The following is a 17,630-nucleotide window of genomic DNA, read 5'->3' as shown; positions in this document are numbered from 1 at the left end:
CGCACGCCCGCGGGTAGGTTCGCCTACATGATCTTGGGGGCAAATCGGCTCTTCTCACTGGTGCGACGGGCGGCTTGGGTAGGGCCATCGCAACAGCTTTGGCGGCGCGTGGCGCGAGGCTGATCTTGAGCTCTCGCAAGGCCGAGGAGTTGGTGAAGCTCGCGCGATCACTGCCTGGCGGCGGGCATTCCACTGTCGCGATTGACCTCGCGGAGGACGGCGCGGCGTTGTCATTGCTTGAGCAGGCCGGCGATATCGACGTGCTCGTCGCCAACGCGGCGCTGCCTGCGTCGGGGCGCCTGGATGGCTTCAGTCAGTACGACATCAGTCGCGCGCTTCGAGTGAACCTCGAGGCGCCGGTGCGCATGACTCGCGAGCTGTTGCCCCGCTGGCAAGAGCGCGGCAGCGGGCACTTCGTGTTTATCTCGTCGATCTCGGGCTTCGCCTCTACGCCGCGCGCGTCTCTGTATGCAGCCACGAAGTTCGGCCTGCGCGGCTTCGCGCTCAATCTGCGAGAAGACTTGCGCGGCAGCGGTGTTGGCGTTTCCGTCATCACACCGGGCGCGATTCGCGAGGCAGGCATGTTCGCCGACAGCGGCGCGCCGCCGCCACCCGGCCTCGGCACCGGCACGCCGCAGCAGGTGGCCGACGCGGTCGTGCGCGCGATCGAGCATGACAAGTCTGAGATCTCAGTGGCCCCGCTTCGGCAGCGGGTTCTGGCCCGCCTCGCGATGATGGCGCCGGAGATCTCGGGTCGACTGGCTGGATCCGCCGCGACAAAGGCGGCGGATGCCATTGTGTCGGGTCAGACCGAGAAGCGGTAGACGTACATTTCCCGGCGTCAGGCGATGATGCGTGACAGGTAGGGAGCCATGTTGTTGGTCCGTACCGGTGACACGGCAACCCCGGTGTCCGTCGCTTCGACCATCTGACCGTTGCCGATGAACAGGGCGACGCTCTGGGTGCCGTCGGGACCGTAGAACAGCAAGTCGCCGGGCAGCGCCTGGGACGGCAGCACCTTCTGGCCGACCTTGTACTGCTCGCCGGAGGACCGCGGCATTTTGATCCCGGCGCCGGCGAAGGCATAAACGATCAGGCCGGACGCGTCGAATCCGACGCGGCTCACTCGCTGTTCGGCCGCAGGCGCGGGAGTTGTGACAGGGCTGAGGCTGAGGCCGGTGGCACCGACGGTCGTGGGCAGCGGCTGAGTGGGGGGCGGCTGAGTGGCGGGCAGCTGAGTGGTTCCGAGGGCGGGGGCGGCGGGATCGACGGGGGTCTCGACCGCGACGGTACCCAGGCTGGCGCCCGAGACGGTGCCGCCTCCGTATGCGAAGGGCACCCCCCGTTGTGAAAGCGCCCGCTGGATCACAAGATTGATCAGCTTTTGGTGCGTTGCGTCGGCGGTCGCGACACCTGGCGTTGCGATCAGCAATGCCAAACCGATCATCACGGCGCAGATGCGTTTCATTCGTGCTTCCTTCGTCCTGTGGCGTGGCCGCCACACCTGTATGCGTTTGCGGGCCCCGGTGACCGCGTCATCTATCCAATTAACACCAGTCACTATATTCACTTTTGCAACAGGGTGGTGCCGCCTCTCAGCCTCTTCCCAGCTCAGCCGGGGATTCTTTGCCCTACCGTGACCACGCCGGTGACGATTCGTAATCGGGACACCGAGTTTTGCTCGGGTAGTTGACGTTTGGTCCGAGCGTGCTTAGCGGAGCGTGTCGATCCGCGTCGCGAGGAGCGCCCGATCCCCTACTTCGGACCCGGCAGTCGCAGCACCAAGCGCGCCCCGCCCAACGGGCTGGCCTCCAATGCGGCAGTGCCGCCGTGCAACTCGGCCTGCTGGGCCACCAACGCGAGCCCGAGGCCGGAGCCCGACCGCGCCGCAGTCGACCCTCGCGAGAATCGCTCGAACACCGCCGCTCGTTCCGCTTCGGGCACCCCGGCGCCGTTGTCGTCAACAGTGATCTCGACACCGTCGCTGGAACTCTCTGCGCTGAGTCTGATTTCGGTGGCACCGCCGTGCTTGATCGCGTTGGTGATCGCGTTGTCGATCACCAGTCGCAGGCCGGCAGGCAGCCCGACCATGAGCACCGTCGTCGAACTGGCCAGCGACACATGCAGATTCGGATAATTGCGCACCGCGTCGTGCGCAGCCCGATCGAGTAGGTCAGTGATATCGACAGGAACGAAGTCGTCGACCGTCGTCAACTCGCCCTGGGCCAGCCGTTCGAGAGCGGTGAGCGTCGCTTCAATCCGGCTCTGCGTCCGAATGATGTCGCCGACCACTTCCTTGCGTTGTTCGTCGCGCAGGTCGAGCGTCGACAGCACCTCGAGGTTGGTCCGCATCGCCGTCAACGGCGTGCGCAGTTCGTGCGACGCGACCGCGGCGAAGTCGCGCGCCGATTCGAGCGCCGCCCTGGTCCGTTGTTGCTCGTCGCCGATGCGGGCGAGCATTCCCTCCACGGCCTCGGCGATCTCCACCGCCTCTTGGACGCCACGCACTTGCACCTCGTCGGGTTTGGACTGTGCGTTGATGGCGCGTGCTTGCTGGGCCAGCAGCCGGAACGGGTTGATCATGATCAACCACATCACCCAGCCAACCAGCACGGTGCCCACGATCACCCCGCCGCAGATCACCAAGACTCGTCGGTGGAGTTCGTCGATGCGACGCTGCGTTTCGGCCAGCGGCGCGCCGACCGCGATAGAGGCGACCCCTGCTGAGAACGTACGGACGCGGTATTCGACTCCGTTGATCGTAGTGTTGGCGTAGCCATCATCGAACTGCGGCAGCACGATGTCGCTCGGGACCGAGACGGTGGCGCGGGCCACGCGGGCGGTCCGCACCAGGCCGCCGTTCGGGGCGGGCTGATCGGCGGTGTGGTTCTGGGTGCTGCGCAGCAGGCTGCTGATGTCGCCGAGGCTGCTCACCGAGTCGAGCCGTCGGTCCAGCTGGCTGTACTGGTCGTTGGTCACCCCGATCCAGACCCACGCGCCAAGCGTGATGACCAGAGCGACCACCGAAAGCGCCGCGACGATGACAATGATGCGCAGCGAGAGCACGCGCGTCAGCAGCAGATTTTGCAGTTGGCCGCGTTGCACTAGGACGCTCGCCGCGCCGGACCGTACATGCCTGCCATCTTGCCGGATGTTAGCGGTTGCTGATTAACGCATCGCCGGTGAAAGCAGCGCCGTATCGTCGGTCATGTAGCGGCCCACCGGGGGGCCGGCGATGCGAATTGGCTCAAAGAGGAGCATTGACCCATGGCCATCATCGAAGCGGACGCCCAGCCGCAGACACCTTTCGAACGCGACGTTGCTGACACCCAGCGATACTTCGACAGCCCGCGTTTCGACGGCATCATTCGCCTCTATTCGGCCCGCCAGGTCGTCGAGCAGCGGGGCACGATCCCCTCCGATTACATCGTGGCGCGCGAGGCCGCGGAGGCGTTCTACCCTCGCCTGCGCGAACTGTTCGCCCAAAAGAAGAGCATCACCACCTTCGGGCCCTACTCGCCAGGCCAGGCCGTGGCGATGAAGCGAATGGGTATCGAGGGCATTTACCTCGGCGGTTGGGCCACTTCTGCCAAGGGATCGACGACCGAGGACCCCGGGCCAGATCTGGCCAGTTATCCATTGAGCCAGGTGCCGGAGGAAGCCGCGGGCTTGGTGCGTGCATTGCTGACCGCCGACCGCAATCAGCAGTACCTGCGTTTGCAGATGACCGACGAGCAACGCGCCACCACACCCGCGACCGACTTCCGGCCGTTCATCATCGCCGACGCGGACACCGGCCACGGCGGAGATCCTCACGTGCGCAACCTGATTCGTCGCTTCGTGGAGGCAGGCGTGCCGGGTTACCACATCGAGGATCAGCGGCCAGGCACCAAGAAGTGCGGCCACCAGGGCGGCAAGGTTCTGGTGCCGTCGGATGAACAGATCAAGCGGCTGAACACCGCTCGGTTCCAGCTCGACGTGATGAAGGTGCCCGGGATCATCGTCGCGCGCACCGACGCCGAGGCGGCCAACCTGACCGACAGCCGTGCCGATGAGCGCGACCAGCCGTTCCTGCTGGGCGTCACCAACTTGAAGATTCCGTCGTATAAGGCGTGCTTCCTGGCGATGGTGCGACGGTTCTACAACCAGGGCGTCACGGAGCTCAACGGTCATCTGCTCTACGCGCTGCCCGACGGCGAATACGCCACAGCCGACGCGTGGTTGGAGCGCCACGGCATCGCGGCCTCGGTTGACGAAGCCGCGTCGGCGTATCAGGACCGCGCCGATCATTCGATCGATGCGCTCTTCGACAAGGTCGAGTCGGAGTTCGTCGATGCCTGGCAGGTGGATGCCGGGCTGATGACCTACGGCGAGGCGGTGGCCGAGCTACTCGAGTTCCGCGAGAGCGAAGGCGAACCGCTCGCGATGAGCGTCGCCGAGTGGCGCAAATTCTCTCAGCGCGCACCGATGTACACCGCCCGCGAAAAAGCGAGGGAACTCGGAGCCGCGGTCGGCTGGGACTGCGAGCTCGCGAAGACGCCTGAGGGCTATTACCAGGTGCGCGGCGGCATCCCCTATGCCATCGCGAAATCGTTGGCGGCCGCGCCGTTCGCCGACATCCTGTGGATGGAAACGAAGACGGCCGACCTTGCGGATGCCCGCGAGTTCGCCGAGGCGATCCACGCCGTGTACCCCGACCAGATGCTGGCCTACAACCTGTCCCCGTCGTTCAACTGGGACACCACCGGCATGACCGACGACGAAATGCGCGCCTTTCCTGAAGAACTCGGCAAGATGGGCTTCGTCTTCAACTTCATCACCTACGGCGGCCATCAGGTCGACGGCGTCGCCTCCGAGGAGTTCGCCACCGCGCTGCGGCAGGACGGCATGCTCGCGCTGGCTCGGCTACAGCGCAAGATGCGGTTGGTCGAATCGCCTTATCGGACACCGCAGACCCTTGTCGGCGGACCGCGCAGCGATGCTGCGCTCGCGGCGTCGTCGGGACGCACGGCGACCACCAAGGCGATGGGCAAGGGCTCTACCCAGCACCAGCATCTGGTTCAGACCGAGGTGCCGAAGAAGCTGCTCGAGGAGTGGCTGGCGCTGTGGGGCGAACACAACCAAATCGGCGAGAAGCTGCGGGTGCAACTGCGGCCAACGCGGCCCGGCTCGGATGTCCTCGAACTCGGGATCTTCGGAGAACGTGACGGCGGCGAGGACGAGAAGCTCGCCAACGCGATCGTCGACCCGATCAAGGACCGGCACGGCCGCAGCATTTTGACTGTGCGCGACCAGAACACCTTCGCCGAGAAGCTGCGCAAGAAGCGTCTGATGGACGTCATCCACCTGTGGCTGATCCATCGCTTCAAGGCCGAGATCGTCTACTACGTCACGCCGACCGAGGACAACATCTACCAAACCGAGAAGATGAAGTCGCACGGCATCTTCAGCGACGTGTACCAGGAGGTTGGCGAGATCATCGTCGCCGACGTGAACCAGCCACGCATCGAGGAGCTGCTCGCGCCCGACCGCGCGGCGCTCGGCCGGTTGATCCGCAAAGAGGACTAGCGGCTGGGTCGGACTCGCTGCCAGAGACGGCGTGCGGCATCGACGGGCGCCAAGGCGGCTTGCCACGCCCTGCCCTGCCAGGAGGACCCGACGCCGACGAACGTGACGACGGCGCCGTCGCTGCCGCCGGCCTTGTCTCCGATCAAGTCGATGGTTGCGTGGGCAACGATGATCCGTCCGTCCTTGCAGAGGGCTGGGACCTTGAACAGCTCCTTGTTCAGTTGGCCGGACTTCATGGCCTGGTCGAAACCCCACCAGTGCACAGGCCGAAGAGCGGGTGGGATCACGACATCGAGACTTCGCCCGAGCGTGTCGTCGGCCGAGTAACCAACGACGTCGGTGACAGCCTCGCCCCACTGCCGGATGATGCCTTTTCGGTCGACGGTCACGCTGGCGACCGGCGCTGACGGGCGCGCTTCGGAAGCGTCCATACCTCTGATACGTCGCGCACAGCCGCTGGGTTCACCGATGCGGTGACGTCGGTCCGTTACCGTTCACCTATGGCCGGGTGGGATCGCGTGGCCGCAGTCGTCACACACCGTCGCTCCTGGATGCTTGCGCTGCTGCTCACGGTCGGCGCCGGAGTCTTCATCGCGCTCGCGGGCCCGAACGCCGGTGCCGACAAGCCTCCGCTACAAGTTCCGGCGTCTGCCGAATCATCCAGGGCGGCAGCGCTATTGGCTACTTTCCCGGACGCGGATCAACAGCCCGCGATTCTGGTGATATCGCGCCACGACGCTGCTCGACTGAGTCCCGCCGACTTGGCGGCCGCAGAAGCCGCGGGTCAGCGGGTCCTCTCGCGCGCCGACGCCCCCGCCGGCCCGAGGCTGATCACTTCCCGGGACGGACGTGCCGCGATCGCGCCTATCCCCCTGTCCGCGGGCCTTTCCGGGTTCGCCCTACGCGATGCGATCACCGCTCTTCGCACCGCCGCGACGACCGGAGCTCCGGCTGATCTCGCAGTGGAATTGACCGGTGGCCCGGCATTCATCGCCGACATCACCAACGCGATGAGCAATGCCAACATCACGTTGCTCGCGGTGACCGCGACCGTGGTTGCGGTGCTGTTGATCGTCACCTACCGATCGCCCATCCTGTGGCTTGTTCCGTTGGCAATCATCGGTCTTGCCGACGGACTGTCGACATCGGTAGGTACCGTCGTCTCACGACTCACCGAATTGCCGTTTGACGGAGCCACGTCCGGCATTACCAGCGTGCTCGTCTTCGGCGCGGGCACCAATTACGCGCTGCTGCTGATCTCCCGCTACCGCGAGGAACTCACTCAAACCGAAAACCACGCCGTCGCCCTCCGAGTCGCGGTCAGTCGCGCTGGGCCCGCGATCCTCGCGAGCAATGCCACCGTCGTGCTGGCGCTACTCACACTTGTCTTCGGCGTCGCCCCAGCCACGCGCAGCCTCGGTGTGCACGCCGCGTGCGGACTTCTCATCGCGGTGTTGTTCGTGCTGCTGGTGTTGCCCCCACTGTTGCGGGTTTTCGGCCGTCGGCTGTTCTGGCCGTTCATTCCCCGTCACGGAGGCACCGCGGGCGTCACCACCGGGCTCTGGCACCGCACCGCCGACTGGGTCGCCGATCACGCGGGCCGCGTGGCCACCGCGACCGTGGGGCTCCTCGTAATGCTGGGCATCGGCATCGTCGGCATTCCGATCGGTCTGTCGCAGATCGATCAATTTCGGGTGAATGCTGAATCGGTCACCGGATACGACGCAGTCGCCGCGCACTTCCCCAGCGGACTGACCGATCCCACCCGAGTGGTTGGTGCCGCCGGTCGCGCCGCCGCGATTCAGCAGGCGATCGCGACGACGCCCGGTGTGGTCTCGGTCAGCGACGCGGCGTCCTCAGCGTCGGACCTGACGCAATGGAAGGTGGTCATCGACGCTGCCCCCGCATCGGCTGGTGCGTTCAAAACGATTGCGGCGCTGCGGGAATCGGTCCGGTCGGCGGAACCGACAGCGATGGTCGGCGGCTCCGATGCCCAAGCGCTCGATGCCAGAGACGCCGCGGTGCACGACCGAGACGTGCTGATCCCGGCAATCCTCGCCGTCGTGCTGATCGTGCTCTATGTGCTCCTGCGCGCAGCGCTGGCGCCATTGGTGTTGGCGGTGGTCATGGCGCTGAGTGCGGTGTCGGCTATTGGATTGGGCGGCTGGGCCTGTGTGCACCTGCTGGGCATGCCCGCGCTGGACTACACAACTCCGCTCTTCGCGGCGCTGTTCCTCGTTGCACTCGGGGTGGACTACACGATCTTTCTTGTCACCCGTGCGCGGGAAGAGACACCCATTTATGGGACTCGTGACGGAATCGTCCGGGCGGTGTCGGCCACCGGTCCAGTGATCACCAGCGCGGGCATCGTGATGGCCGCGGTTTTCTGCGTGCTTGCAGTACTGCCGCTGATCGTGCTTACCCAGCTGGGAGTCATTGTCGGACTGGGCATTCTCCTCGACACGTTCGTCGTGCGCACCGTATTGATCCCGGCGCTATTCACGGTGATCGGGCCGCGGATCTGGTGGCCTGCGAAAGTCGACGTCGCATTGCGGTGAACCTTTCGGCGCGCTGCTGCGTGCCACACGTATGACCGTTGAACGGTCGGGGGTGGCAACCGATGCGATGTGGGTACCGGCGCTCGCGCGCGGACTGATCCGCCAGGACGCGCTGCGGTCGATGCGATATTGCGACGGCTATACCGACCTGCTGGGACGCAGTGTCCCCGCCCGTCGCAGCCTCGCGCAACGCGCCATGAACAGCCCGGCGGTGGCCGCGATCTATCAGCACATTTGGCGACCGATCATGGTTGCCGCGCTGAGTTTGCACGGAATATCCATCACCGCGGAGCGCGAAAGAGCCTCCGCTGCACTTTATCTCGGTGGGCAGCAGCGAGTGCTCGACGTGGCGTGCGGTCCTGGCAACTTCACCAGCTTTTTTGCGAGTCAGCTTGCCGGGGACGGATTCGTCATCGGGTTGGACAACTCCGCACCGATGATGGAGCGCGCCGTTCGCGACAACACCTGCGCTCGCGCGGTTTACATGCGCGGTGACGCGCTCGATCTTCCATTCAACGACCGCGCGTTCGACGCAGTCAGTTGCTTTGCCGCTTTGCACCTCGTTCCGGAGCCGCTTGGTGTTCTCCATGAAATGGTCCGGGTGCTCGGTCCCGGAGGTCGCATCGCGGTGATGACAACCTACGGTCGCGAATCGTTCCTGCTGCGGAAGGGACTCGAACTCGGCGCCACCATCTGCGGAGTTCGAGTATTCGACCGCACCACTGTCCCAACGTTTTTCGCAGCTGCGGGGCTCGTCGATATCGAGCAAGAGTTACGCGGTATCTCCCAATTCGTGGTCGCTCGTCGCCCGCGCGACGCTACCGCGCGACGGCGAGCGTGGGCGGCGCCAGATTCGCCCGTGCCGTCGGCGGATTCTTAACGGAAACTTGCAGCCAAGGCTGCCGCGGGGTTGACGCCGCCATCGATTAGTACGGGTATGCGTGCAGGGCCATGCTGAAGAATACATAGGCCATGCACAGCAGCGCGTTGAGGAGGAGCAGCACCAGGCCGGCGACAATGAACCACCGCATGAGTCGGCGTTGGTGGCGCTTCAGTTTGGCCAGCCGCTGCTCGCGCTGTATCTCTGTCGCAGCGATCGCGAAGCTGACGTCGGTCAGTTCAGCCTCGCACGCCCGTCCGCCGGCGGATATCTGCCGAAGCCGCGTCGCCGGGATCAAAACGCCGACGTCCCCGAAGCGCCGACTCAAGCGTCGCGCCTGCCCGCGGGTCAGCGCTCGATCGTGTAGAAGGATGTGCTGTGACGCGCTTGTCACGAGCGAAAATTTTAGTTCGAGCGCTACGGCGACGTTGCCGTTCCGCCAGAAGTCGACCCATCAGATGTGGTGCCCTAGCGGATCCGGCAGAGCCGTCTGAAGTCGACCCGGCGACGCGGTCAGACCGATCAACACCCGTTCTTCGGCCAGCTAGATTGAGCGGACCATGTCAACCGACGCCGGGCACCTACCGTTCCTGCTGATGTCGATCCGCGCCGAAGACGCGGCGGCCGACGATGAGTACGCGGCGATGATGCGCTTCACCGGTCTCGACACCAACGGGATGCAACGCATCAGGCTGACGCATCGGGCACTAGGCGATATCGACCTGGCCGACTGGTCTGGCATCATCCTGGGCGGCGGCCCGTACAACGTCAGCGACGCACCGGAGGCAAAATCCCAGACGCAGCTGCGCGTCGAGTCAGAACTTCTGCCGCTGATCGGACGGATCGTCGACCACGACTTCCCGTTTCTCGGATGCTGTTATGGCGTCGGCACGCTTGGCTCGATCATCGGAGCGACGATCGACCGCACGTACCCCGAGCCTGTCGGCGCCATCACCGTGACCCTCACGGAACAGGGGCGCCGCGATCCGCTGCTCGCAGATCTACCCGAGACCTTCGACGCCTACGGCGGCCACAAGGAAGGTGCGAGTGCGCTGCCCTCCGGTATGGCGTCCCTCGCATACTCGGCTGACTGTCCCATCCAGGCGTTCCGTGTCGGGAACAACGTCTACGCGACGCAGTTTCACCCTGAACTCGATGCCGTGGGCATCTGCACACGCATCGACGTCTACAAGGACTACGGCTACTTCGCGCCAGAAACCGCGGAATCACTGAAGACGGCTGCACTCGACCGGAGCATCGACTATCCGCCGACGATCTTGCGAAGGTTCGCCGAGCAATACGCCCGACCGGTCTAGGCAGGGCTTCGCGACGGCTCTCGCCTGCCTCGTATCTGACTGCGGCGCAGCGGCTCCCGCGCGCCTGGAAACCACCGGATCCGCCGACGGGGTGAGAAATCTCCTAAAGTTTGCTGAGGTAATCAACTGTCACCTTTCGGCTCCTGTCAGAAGCTCACCAACGGCTGACATTTGGACAAATAGCGGACGAACTTGAAAATTATCCTGAACGTCAATATTGAAATTTACAATCGCATCTGAATTTGACAACCAGGTCTGTCACCGAGGCACGAGTACCTACCGAGTTCGTTGGCCAATAGTGACGCGCCTCAACTTAGCCGCGCTAGCTCGATGAAATCGCCGAAACCCCTCGAACAGCAAGGATTTGACTGCCTCCGACACATCTCTCACACAGCTGTTGCGCACCAGAGGGCTACGTGTTATTGGCCCAGAAGTTGACACATGTTTCGGCGGAAACCGACCATTCTGCAATGGCGCAAATCCAGCAAACCCGGGTGTATTAGCCGGTAATGTTTGAGCCCCTGAGACTGCAACGTCTGGTTGCACAATTGCGATTGATTCCTGCTATTTTCTCGCGCATGTCAATTGTGGGACTGCCTCTGGTCGGCCGTCGCCACGTGGCATCGCCGAGCGATCATCGCTCGCGCGGCTTGGCAGGCACTGCCTTGCGGACAATGACTGTCCCTGGCGCTCAACGCGATTCAGCAGACCCCCTGCGGTGAGGTTCTCGCCATCGGGAGTGTCGTCACGAGCTGGCGAACACGAGAGGAAAACGCATGTTCTTGGGCACGGTTGACGACTGGACCGCCGAGGGCACCGTCGTGTCCTGGTACCCCACTGCGGCCAGCTACGCGAGCGCCTCCCTAGCGGCGCGCCATCCGGCCCCCGTGAGCTATCAGCAATCGCAACATCTTCAGTACTACCGTCGACAGACCAGCCTGGGCCGCGACATTCCGCGGTTGTGCATCGGTGTCTGGGAGATCATGGGCGTCTGCGATGTCGAGGCGATGACGCAAGCCATCAACACCCACGTGCGCAGGCACGACACCTACCACGATTGGTTCACGTTCGGAGAGAACGACGAGATTCATCGTTACGTCATCGACGAGCCCGAGGCCATCACATTGGCTCCGACCGATCACGGCATGATGACTCCGCCGCAGATCCGCAAGCTGCTCCTCGATACCCCGGATCCGCTGCAGTGGGACTGCTTTACGTTCGGGATCATCCAGGGCGAGGATCGGTTCACCGTCTACATCGCGATCGATCACCTGCGGGCCGACGGCATGTCGGCAGGCGTGATCTTCCTCGACATTCAGACCGCTTATTTCACCAGCCTGCAGAGCGCGGCCCCCGTGCTGACCCCTGCCGCGAGCCACCGCGATTTCTGCACCACCCAGCGCACGTTCACCGCAGGCCTGGACGAACAGTCACCTCAGATCCAGTCGTGGCGAGAGTTCGTGGCCGCGAACGGCGGTGCGCTACCGGCATTTCCGTTGGAATTGGGCGAGGCAACTCCTGATACGCCCGGAGCCATCGACGTCTTCGACCTGATCGACGAGGACCAGGGGCAGCGGTTCGAAGCGGCCTGCCGTGCGGCAGGGGCACGCTTCAGCGGCGGCGTCTTCGCGTGCGCGGCCCTTACCGAACACCGACTGACCGGTGCCACCACGTACTTCGGTCTCACCCCGTTCGACAACCGGCGAGACCCCGCTTTCGCCACGACCGTCGGCTGGTTGGCGAGCTTCGTGCCGTTGGCGATTCCGACGGCCGGTGCGCCATTCGCGGAGGTGGTGACCTCCGCGCAGTCGTCGTTCGACCTGAACACCACCCTCGGTGCGGTCCCCTACTACCACCTGCTCGAGATGCCGGAGCCCGTATCGGGATCACTCGAAGTGCCGGACCGTCCGGTGCCGATGTTGTCCTACATCGACATTCGCAAGCTGCCGTTCAGTGATTACTGGGATGGCTTGCGGATCGGAATCTGGGGCGACAACCGGCTGTCGGAGGCGGTGTGCATGTGGGTGAACCGCATGCGCGACAAGACGCAGTTGGTGGTCGCCTACCCTGGCACCGACGTCGCCCGCAAGTCGATATTGCGCTATGCCGAGGCGATGCGAGCGGAGTTCACACGGGTCGCCGACAGCGTTGAACAGTTCACGTATGCCTGAGGCTGCGATCGAATGCCGTGATCTCGCAAAGTCATTCGGCAAGGCATCATCGGCGCTGCAGGGCGTCAGCTTCACGGTTCCGCGGGCGTCGGTGTGTGCGCTGCTCGGCCACAACGGCGCGGGGAAGACCACGACCATCAACATCCTGTCCACGCTGTTGCGCCCGACTGCCGGGTCGGCCACTGTCGCTGGGTTCGACGTGGTTCGCCAGTCGGCCGAGGTTCGCGCGAGCATCGGCGTCACAGGGCAATACGCCGCGCTCGACGAATTGCTCACCGGCCGTGAGAATCTGACCCTGTTCGCCCAACTTCGGGGACTGCGGAACCGCCATGCCAGACGCCGGGCCGACGAGCTGATCGAGCGGTTTGACATGGGTCATGCCGCCGATCGGCGGGTGTCCACATATTCCGGCGGAATGCGCAGACGCATCGACATCGCCGTCGCCCTCGTCGTCGAACCCCGGGTGCTGTTCCTCGACGAACCCACCACCGGCCTGGATCCGCGCAGCCGCCGCGATGTCTGGGACCTGGTGTCCGCGTTGCGTCATCAGGACGTCACGGTGCTGCTCACCACGCAGTACCTCGAAGAGGCTGACGTCTTGAGTGACTCGATCATCGTGCTGGACTCCGGTCGCATCGTTGCCAGTGGCACTGCGGATGATCTGAAGTGCCGCGTCGGCGTCAGCTACTGCCAGGTCACGCCCGCCGACCCGGTCCATTTGTCCGCGATTGCAATGGCATTGGCCGACTTTGCGGGCGCAGACTGTGATGCACTGATCGATCAGCAGGCGGCCGCGGTATCCGTGCCTGCGCCCGATGGCGTCGTGACCTTCGGAGAGGTGTTCCGCAGGCTCGACGGCCTCGGCATCGAACTGGCGGACATCTCGCTGCGCAAGCCGTCGCTGGATGAAGCATTCCTGAGCCTTACGTCGTCGGCGGTCACTGTATGAGTGCCCTGGTGGCACTCACCCTGCGCACCATGTCGGGCACACTGCGCGACGCCGATCTGCTTTTCGCGGTGCTGGCCCCGGTGGGCTGCTTCCTCGGGTTCACGCTGGCGTTGGGCAATCTCATCGACACCGGCCGCATCACCTACCCGCAGTACGTGCTGCCGGTCGTCATCGTTCAGGCCATGTTGTTCGGCGCGATGACCACCGCCGACCGTGCCGCGCGGGATCGGTTGTCCGGCTTCGGAGTTCGGCTTCGCACCCTGCCGATTTCGGCGATGGTGCCGCTGGCCGCGCGGATGCTCTACTGCCTGATCCGCGCAGTGATCGCACTGGTCGCAGGCGTCGTCGTCGCATCGATCTTCGGCTTCCGGATGGTTGGCGGACTCGGCTATGGCGTTGTGTTCGTGCTGATCGTGTTGGCGTTCGCGATGGCGGTCTGCCTCGGTGCCGATGCGCTTGGCTCACGGATCGGTTCCGTGGAGTCGTCGAGCCAAGTGCTGTTGCTCCCGCAGCTGGTGTTGGTGCTGCTGTCCACCGGGATCGCACCCGCCGAATCGTTTCCGGCGTGGCTCGGCCCCTTTGTCCGCTACCAACCGGTGTCACAGGTCACCGAGACCCTGCGCGGGCTCGCGGCCGGGCATGTCACGGGCGCAGGCCTGGCTGTGACTGCCGCGTGGTGCGTGACGTTGTTGATGGTGTTCGGCAGTCTTGCCTTGCGCATGCAAAGGCGCGCCGCGTGACCGCTAACCACGTCGAAACTGTGGACAGATCGGCAGATTTCGCTGACGTGCGATCTGTGCGCAGTCTCGGCGTCAACACGGCGTTCGCTCGGCAGAGTGTCCTGGAGGCGGGACGGCTGTTGCGGCGCTGGCGACGCGACCCGATCGTCGCCGTGCAGGCCTTGTTGTTTCCGACGTTTCTGTTGGTGATCTACAAACTGCTGATTGGCAAGGCCGTGCTCGCGGTGACGGGAAGCGACAGCCTGTACGGCCTGGTGCCGATGTGCGCGGTGGTCGGCGCGATCTTCGGCACGCTGGGAGCGGGCTTGGCATTGCCCGCCGAACGAGAGTCGGGCTTGCTGACCAGGTTGTGGGTGTTGCCGATCCATCGGGCGAGCCCGTTGACCGGTCGACTGCTCGCCGAGGCCACGCGCACCATCGCTTCGGCTGTGGTGCTCACCGCTTTCGGTGTCGCACTCGGCCTGCGCTTCGTAGGCGGCTGGGAAGCTGCGGTGCCGTTTGTTCTCGTGCCGGTGATGATCTCGGCAGGCGTCGCGACGGCAGTCATCGCGATCGCCGTCCGCGCGGACGGCCGCGCCATGGTGACGTGGCTCGGCGCGGGATGCGTGGTGCTGCTGTTCTTCAACACCGGGGTGGCCCCCGCCGAGGTGTTCCCGTCGTGGCTGCAGCCCGCAGTGCGGCTTCAGCCGATGTCCCCGACGATCGAGGCGATGCGCGGGCTCGCAGAAGGTGGGCCGGTGTTGTGGCCGCTGTTGCAGGCGATGGTGTGGGCCGGCGTACTTGTCGCGATCTTCGGCCCGACGGCGGTGCGAGGGTATCGCGCCGCCGCAGAGGTGGGTTGCCAGTGACCAAGCTCGCGCTGCTGGATCAGGCCGCATACCTGCGGCTGCGGGCCACGGGCCAAGGCAGCGTGGTTCAGTGCACATGGGTCTACGACCGCGACGTCGACATCGATGAATTGCGAGTCTTCAACGGCAATCTCGGTCACGGTTTACTCGGTCGCAGGATCGAGCGCTCGCCGCTGCCGTTCGGTCGGCACCGCTGGGTGCGCGACGCTCGCTGCCCCGATGTCGCACTCACGCCGCGACGGCCGCGGGCCGAGATCGGTGCATGGCTCGAGCAGCGCGCGCGGGTGCAGGTCGACCCTGAGTGGGGCCCGGCGTTTCACCTGGGTCTGACACCGCTGGACGACGGCGGCTCGGCGGTGACATTGGTAGCGTCGCATTGCGTCGCCGACGGACTCGGGCTGGCAATCGCGATCGCAGAAGCGGTCAAGGGTGAACGCCGTGATTTCCATTACCCGCAGCCGAATTCACGCAGCCGCGCTCGAGCGGTGTCGGAGGACATGGCCGACGTCATCCGGGCATTGCCCGCCGTGCTTCGCGCGCTGATCGCGACCGTGCTCATCTTGCTCCGATTGGGCCCAGGCGCGGACGCTCCCGTTGCGACGCCGCGGCCCCGCGAGGTTTCCGCCGACGATGTGGAACTGCCGTCGGTGACGATGCAGACCGACGCTGAGGTATGGGACGCCCGTGCGCGGGCCTTGAATGGAAGCAGCAACACCCTTTTCGTCGCGTTCGCCGCGCGGCTGGCCCACCGGATGGACAGGGTGCATCCCGATGGCACCACCGTGACGGTGGTCCTCCCGGTCAGCGAACGCGGCGTCGACGACGACCGTGCAAATGCGCTGACGTCGATCACGTTCGACGTCGACAGCCAAACGGTGGCCGACGATATGACCGGCGTGCGGGCAGAGGTGAAAGGCCGGCTGAAGGCACTGGCGGAGCAACCCGATGAAATGCTCGCCGGCCTTCCGCTCATCCCGTTCATACCACGATGGCTGGTCCGCAAGACCGAGGGCATCGCCATGGCGTCCAATCAGCTACCGGTGGGCTGCTCCAACGTCGGAAGCTTCGACACTGTCGTCGGACGGGTCGATGGTGCGGACGCCTCCGAGGTCTCGATGCGGCTCGCCGAGCAGGGCATCACTCGCCGACGCATAGAACAGAGTCATGGCCAGTTGTTCTGTGGCACAGGAACAATCAACGGCAATCGGTTCCTGACCATCGTCGCCTATGACAGCGGAATGCAGAACACCGCAGCATCGACGCGTGAACTCGCCCACGACGCATTGGCCGACCTGAATCTGTCCGCAACAACTGTCTACTAGGGCCTACCCGATGGTGAACCTGAGCCTCAAGTCCAGTCAGCGCGCCCATCCCATGCTGTACGTCGGCATCGCGGTCGCGATTGCGATCTGGTCGGCGGCCGTGCTGTGCTTCGCGATCAATATCCTTCCGCTCGACGTGTATTGGATGTCGTACTACGCCGTCGACTACACGTTTGGTTTCGTCCGTCGCGGCCTCGCCGGTGAATTGGTGGGCCTGGTGCCCGGGCACTACTTCGCGGTTTCGCTGGGATTGCGCTGGGTGTCGACCGCGGTTTACGTGGGCGGCCTGGTGTTGGTCATGGGTGTGGTGCTGTTCGGGCGGCGACGGTCCGAGCGCAGGCTGATGGTTGCGATGCTGATCCCGTTGCTGCCGTTCGGGATTCCGTTCGCGGCGTACTCCGCGCGGCCGGACCTGTTCGGCGCGGCCGCGCTGGCGCTGTTCACCGTTGCGCTGGCGTACGTGCGATCAAAGACGGTCGCGGTGGTGTGGTGTGTTGCCTACGGTGTCGTTATCGCCGCCCTGACTCTCGTGCACGAGGCTATCGGGCTGCAGTTCGCCCTTGGTGCGGTGCTGGCGATCGTCGTCCTTGGCGGCGCGTTGGGAACCGCGAGGCGTCGCGGCGTGCTGATGGCCGTCATGCCGGGCGTCTTCACCGCGGTAGTGGTAGCGGCGTTCGGCCGCCACGACGTCGCCTCCCAATTGTGTTCGGCGGTACCGCATCACCCGATGCCCAATCCGTTGGCATCGATCACGTCACTGCCGACGCTCGCGCAGTACGTGCTGGGCGGCCGGCCGAGTCAGACCGACTACCACGATTGGGTCTGCCGCAATGTCATGCCGATCTACGATTACGGGATCGTCGATGCCATGCGCATCGTCGCCCACGTCGGCGTCGTCGGCCTCGTGATGTCGCTGGTGTTCGGCGCGGCGGCGTTCTTGACGACCGTCTACGGGATCGGCACGCTGTCAGGAGTTCCGGTGTGCGCCTTCGTTGACGAGTTCCGCGGCCGTCTCGCATGGGTGGTCGCCGGCCTGCTGCTGGTCGTCCCAGTATTCCTGACCGGCTTCGACTGGACCCGTTGGCTGGTCGTCATTTCCTACGACGTCGCGATCGTCTATCTCGTCTTTGCCGCGCGCAGACCTGAGATTGAGCAACCACCGACGCCAAAAGCGTTGCGGCTCTTCATCTGTCTCGTCATCGTCCTGGCGTTCATCCCGATCGGCACTATTCCTGGGTTTGGCGGTCCGCGAATGATCTAGCTCCCCGTGCAGGGGCT

General features: G+C 64.8%; 14 protein-coding genes and 1 pseudogene. 11 read left to right on the top strand and 4 right to left on the bottom strand.

Annotated features, from left to right (window positions below):
* Positions 1-53 precede the first annotated feature (53 nt).
* Positions 54-824, top strand: a pseudogene (locus MYCSM_RS16795) (SDR family NAD(P)-dependent oxidoreductase); the annotation flags it as partial.
* 17 nt (positions 825-841) lie between these two features.
* Here MYCSM_RS16795 and ripD read toward each other — a convergent pair.
* Both ripD and MYCSM_RS16785 read right to left on the bottom strand, forming a co-directional pair.
* The gene (gene ripD, locus MYCSM_RS16790) at positions 842-1,468 is read right to left on the bottom strand and encodes an NlpC/P60 family peptidoglycan-binding protein RipD (protein WP_015307360.1); all 627 of its coding nucleotides are present in this window, start codon (positions 1,466-1,468) and stop codon (positions 842-844) included.
* 287 nt (positions 1,469-1,755) lie between these two features.
* Positions 1,756-3,105: a sensor histidine kinase gene (locus MYCSM_RS16785; protein WP_015307359.1), complete on the bottom strand. Its 1,350-nt coding sequence runs from the start codon at positions 3,103-3,105 to the stop codon at positions 1,756-1,758.
* A gap of 162 nt (positions 3,106-3,267) precedes the next feature.
* On the opposite strand from MYCSM_RS16785, the gene aceA reads away from it, so the two are divergent.
* Entirely contained in the window at positions 3,268-5,568 is a 2,301-nt protein-coding gene (aceA, locus tag MYCSM_RS16780; protein WP_015307358.1) for an isocitrate lyase ICL2, read from the top strand.
* On the opposite strand, the gene MYCSM_RS16775 is transcribed toward aceA, so the two are convergent.
* Positions 5,565-5,999: a PAS domain S-box protein gene (locus MYCSM_RS16775; RefSeq protein WP_015307357.1), complete on the bottom strand. Its 435-nt coding sequence runs from the start codon at positions 5,997-5,999 to the stop codon at positions 5,565-5,567. The two genes, aceA and MYCSM_RS16775, sit on opposite strands and share 4 nt — an antisense overlap.
* Before the next feature lie 69 nt (positions 6,000-6,068).
* On the opposite strand from MYCSM_RS16775, the gene MYCSM_RS16770 reads away from it, so the two are divergent.
* Both MYCSM_RS16770 and MYCSM_RS16765 read left to right on the top strand, forming a co-directional pair.
* Entirely contained in the window at positions 6,069-8,126 is a 2,058-nt protein-coding gene (locus tag MYCSM_RS16770) for an MMPL family transporter (RefSeq protein ID WP_051073762.1), read from the top strand.
* Between the two features lie 31 nt (positions 8,127-8,157).
* Positions 8,158-9,006, top strand: coding sequence for a class I SAM-dependent methyltransferase (locus MYCSM_RS16765; protein WP_015307355.1), 849 nt, complete (start codon positions 8,158-8,160; stop codon positions 9,004-9,006).
* A 46-nt stretch (positions 9,007-9,052) separates the two neighbouring features.
* Here the strand turns inward: MYCSM_RS16765 and MYCSM_RS16760 are convergent, their stop codons facing one another.
* Positions 9,053-9,400, bottom strand: coding sequence for a hypothetical protein (locus tag MYCSM_RS16760; protein ID WP_015307354.1), 348 nt, complete (start codon positions 9,398-9,400; stop codon positions 9,053-9,055).
* Positions 9,401-9,566: 166 nt separating this feature from the next.
* On the opposite strand from MYCSM_RS16760, the gene MYCSM_RS16755 reads away from it, so the two are divergent.
* From MYCSM_RS16755 to MYCSM_RS37210, 7 genes are all read left to right on the top strand, one after another.
* Complete coding sequence (locus tag MYCSM_RS16755; RefSeq protein ID WP_015307353.1) at positions 9,567-10,322, top strand: glutamine amidotransferase; 756 nt, start codon at positions 9,567-9,569, stop codon at positions 10,320-10,322.
* A 776-nt stretch (positions 10,323-11,098) separates the two neighbouring features.
* Positions 11,099-12,493, top strand: coding sequence for a condensation domain-containing protein (locus tag MYCSM_RS16750; RefSeq protein ID WP_015307352.1), 1,395 nt, complete (start codon positions 11,099-11,101; stop codon positions 12,491-12,493).
* Positions 12,486-13,442: a daunorubicin resistance protein DrrA family ABC transporter ATP-binding protein gene (locus MYCSM_RS16745; protein ID WP_015307351.1), complete on the top strand. Its 957-nt coding sequence runs from the start codon at positions 12,486-12,488 to the stop codon at positions 13,440-13,442. The genes MYCSM_RS16750 and MYCSM_RS16745 overlap by 8 nt, the downstream gene beginning before the upstream one ends.
* Entirely contained in the window at positions 13,439-14,182 is a 744-nt protein-coding gene (locus MYCSM_RS37820) for an ABC transporter permease (protein WP_015307350.1), read from the top strand. The genes MYCSM_RS16745 and MYCSM_RS37820 overlap by 4 nt, the downstream gene beginning before the upstream one ends.
* Before the next feature lie 47 nt (positions 14,183-14,229).
* A complete protein-coding gene (locus MYCSM_RS37815; protein WP_232425606.1) occupies positions 14,230-15,030 on the top strand; it encodes an ABC transporter permease in 801 nt (266 codons plus the stop codon).
* Positions 15,027-16,352: a hypothetical protein gene (locus tag MYCSM_RS16730; RefSeq protein ID WP_015307348.1), complete on the top strand. Its 1,326-nt coding sequence runs from the start codon at positions 15,027-15,029 to the stop codon at positions 16,350-16,352. The genes MYCSM_RS37815 and MYCSM_RS16730 overlap by 4 nt, the downstream gene beginning before the upstream one ends.
* 10 nt (positions 16,353-16,362) lie before the next feature.
* On the top strand, positions 16,363-17,613 hold the full coding sequence (locus MYCSM_RS37210) for a hypothetical protein (protein ID WP_015307347.1): 1,251 nt from the start codon (positions 16,363-16,365) through the stop codon (positions 17,611-17,613).
* Positions 17,614-17,630 lie beyond the last annotated feature (17 nt).

Origin of the sequence: Mycobacterium sp. JS623, assembly GCF_000328565.1 — a bacterium.
Lineage (GTDB): Bacteria > Actinomycetota > Actinomycetes > Mycobacteriales > Mycobacteriaceae > Mycobacterium.
The sequence above is the reverse complement of the archived record's forward strand: the minus strand, read 5'-3'. Positions and strand labels throughout refer to the sequence as shown.